The organism is Frankia sp. AgKG'84/4, assembly GCF_023242965.2.
GTDB lineage: Bacteria > Actinomycetota > Actinomycetes > Frankiales > Frankiaceae > Frankia.
This window is the reverse complement of sequence record NZ_JALKFU020001184.1, coordinates 1-2658: the sequence shown is the minus strand read 5'-3', so window position 1 is coordinate 2658 and position 2658 is coordinate 1. Positions and strand designations below refer to the sequence as shown.

Annotated in this window: 3 protein-coding genes; 2 read left to right on the top strand and 1 reads right to left on the bottom strand. The window is 69.5% G+C overall.

Translation table 11 applies throughout. From position 1 onward, the window contains the following. Both MXD58_RS28485 and MXD58_RS28480 read left to right on the top strand, forming a co-directional pair. Positions 1-392, top strand: a 392-nt coding sequence (locus tag MXD58_RS28485; protein WP_250611253.1) for a hypothetical protein, incomplete at its 5' end; no start/stop codon positions are given. 372 nt (positions 393-764) lie between these two features. Next, on the top strand, positions 765-2132 hold the full coding sequence (locus MXD58_RS28480; protein ID WP_248841329.1) for a glycoside hydrolase family 26 protein: 1368 nt from the start codon (positions 765-767) through the stop codon (positions 2130-2132). A 45-nt stretch (positions 2133-2177) separates the two neighbouring features. On the opposite strand, the gene MXD58_RS28475 is transcribed toward MXD58_RS28480, so the two are convergent. Next, the gene (locus tag MXD58_RS28475; protein ID WP_248841328.1) at positions 2178-2591 is read right to left on the bottom strand and encodes a DUF3037 domain-containing protein; all 414 of its coding nucleotides are present in this window, start codon (positions 2589-2591) and stop codon (positions 2178-2180) included. Positions 2592-2658 lie beyond the last annotated feature (67 nt).

The following is a 2658-nucleotide window of genomic DNA, read 5'->3' as shown; positions in this document are numbered from 1 at the left end:
CGGTCAGGCCGGGGGCACGGACGACGGTGGTCGCCGCGGCGGGTGCCGGCCTGCTGGCCGCCGTCCTCGTGTCGGTGCCGGCGGGGCTGGTCGTGGCGGTGGCCACCGTGATCGCGCTGGTCGTGCCGAGGGGCCGGTGGCTGACCCGGCTCGGGCCGGCGGTCTGTCTGCTGGTCAGCGCGCTGTACGTGCTGGAGGTGCAGGATCGGCACCATCTGATCACGAATGGCGACTGGGTGTCGGCCTTCGGCAAGGTCGCGACGGTGTCCTGGCTGACGGTGCTGCTGCTGGCGACGGACCACCTGGTGTCGGTCCTGGGCGGCCGACGCGGGCCGGCGGACGGGCCGACCGCGGACGGCGGACCGACCACCGAAAGTGCACACATACAGTAATCATCAGCGGGAGGCGGGGCGGCACAGTGTGCCGCCCCGCTCCATGTTCGGGGTGAATTGCTCGGTGAGCTCGACACGCGGAGGCAGCGCGACTCGATACAGAGAGTAATAACGATCTCTCTGTCTGCCTACGATCCCGCCGTTAGCGACTGGCCAGCGACCGACGTACGTCGATTTCGATGTCCGATTGCATCAGGCGGGGGAATGAATTCAACAAAGCGCGCAAGACTGCCCGTGGGACGCCACCCGCGGAAAATCCGGACACCGGGCCGTGACGCGAACCGGCCCGCGCGAATGGTGGGGGGAGGAATTCGCGGCCATCGGCGGGGAGTCCGTCAATGGCTGCTTCTCACCGCCCTCTGCGTCACCCCGATGTTTCTGGTGGGAGGAGGGATAAGCCCGGCGCTCGCCGCGTTCGAGCAGACCGGCACGGTCGAGGACGACAGCCAGCAGGTCAACTACGTGAATCTGTGGACCACGTGCGGCGGCTGCGCGCCACCCACGGACAATGACAGTTACCGGTATTCCGTCGCCCCCGGCGCCACAGCCGCCATTCGGTTCACCGGTAACCAGGTCGACATCTACGGCATCCGCTCGCCGCAGGGCGGACTCATCTCGGTCAGCATTGACGGGCACGCGCCGCACGTCGTGAACACCTTCGCCCCGAACCCGGTCAAGGCGCTGGTCTACCGGTCATCGGGGATCTCCGACGGGCCGCACATCGCCTTCGTCGTCAATCTCGGGCGAAGCGCGGGCGGGTCGACCGGAACGTGGGTCGGCTTCGACAAGGCGGACACGTTCCGCGAGGTGACCCCGAACTCGACGACGCCGCACCGGTCCGGGCTGCCCTGGCTTTCCGGGGTCAACGGCGACCCGAGCATGGTCCCGGCGAACGTCGATGGCTTCTGCGACAGTCGGGGCACCCCCTGCGACCTGTCCCACGTCTTCGTGACCCGGGACAGCTGGGCGAACATGGTCAACCCGTCCTGGGCCGAGTCGAACTTCGCCGGCTGGCCGGGCCAGCTCGTCCTGTCCGTACCGCCGTTCCCGGAGAACGTGGGCGCGAGCCTGCAGGCATGCGCGACCGGCGCCTACGACGACCACTGGCGCCAGTTCGGCCAGACCCTGAACACCACCCACCGGCAGAACTCGATCGTCCGGATCGCCTGGGAGGCCAACGGCAACTGGTACCAGTGGTCCGGCACCAACCCGACCGCCTACGTCACCTGCTGGCGGCGGATCGCCGATGCCATCCGCGCCACGGCGAACCCGGATCCGCTGCTCGACTGGTCCATCAACGCGCACGGTTCACAGAACCCGCCGAGCCACAACCCGCTCGACCTCTACCCCGGTGACCCGTGGGTGGACATCATCGGCATCGACGCCTACGACCACTACCCGCCCTCACCCACCCAGGCGGCGTTCGACCGGCAGGCGAACGACGTCGGCGGCATCACCTGGCTGTACGACTTCGCCCGCCAGCACGGTAAGCGCTTCGGCGTCGGCGAATGGGGCATTGTCAGCGGCAACGACGACGACGGCGCCGGGGACAATCCCCACTACATCCAGTTCATGTGGAACTGGATGCAGCAACGGGCCGGCCGGGGTCTCTACTACGAGAACTACTTCAACACGTGCGAGCCGCCGAACGTCGGCTCGAACCTGTTCCGGCCGCTCGACAGCGAGCACTGCCTGTTCCAGAACACTCAGTCCGCCGCCCGCTACGCGCAGCTCTGGTAGCTGGCACCGTCGATCCGCCGGCCGCCCGGCCCGTTCAGCCGACCATCACGCAGTGGTCCCCGCCGCACGGGCCGGGCCCGGTGGATCCACGAGCACCTCGGCGAGGCGCTCCAGCTCGGCCGCCGGCGCCTCGGTGAGGCCGGTATGCACCGGCGAGGTCTGCATGACCGTGCTGCGCGGCGCCGTCAGCCAGCGGAAACGCTCCCCCGGGCTGAGGCGCCCCGCCGGCCCCGCCGCCGGCCCGCCGCGGCAGACCGCGGCGAACCCGGCTAGATGCGCCACGACCTCGGACGCGTCGAGGTACGGGTCGAGCGCCGCGATGCGGCCCTCGTCGACCCGGCAGCGCAGATCGAGATACCGGGACCGCTGGCAGTACAACATCACCCCGACGTTGACGAACTCGCCGCGCTCCACCCTGGGCACCAGCCGGATCACCGCGTACTCGAACAGCTCACGCATCGCGGTTCCCCCGGGCCGACGCCCCGGAGGTGCGCAGCCAGTCCCCGGCCCGCAGCCAGTCCGGCCG

Bases quoted from the DNA above. Each gene is read 5' to 3' on its own strand.
- MXD58_RS28480 (WP_248841329.1), top strand. From the start codon at position 765: ATGTTTCTGGTGGGAGGAGGGATAAGCCCGGCGCTCGCCGCGTTCGAG.
- MXD58_RS28475 (WP_248841328.1), bottom strand. From the start codon at position 2,591: ATGCGTGAGCTGTTCGAGTACGCGGTGATCCGGCTGGTGCCCAGGGTG.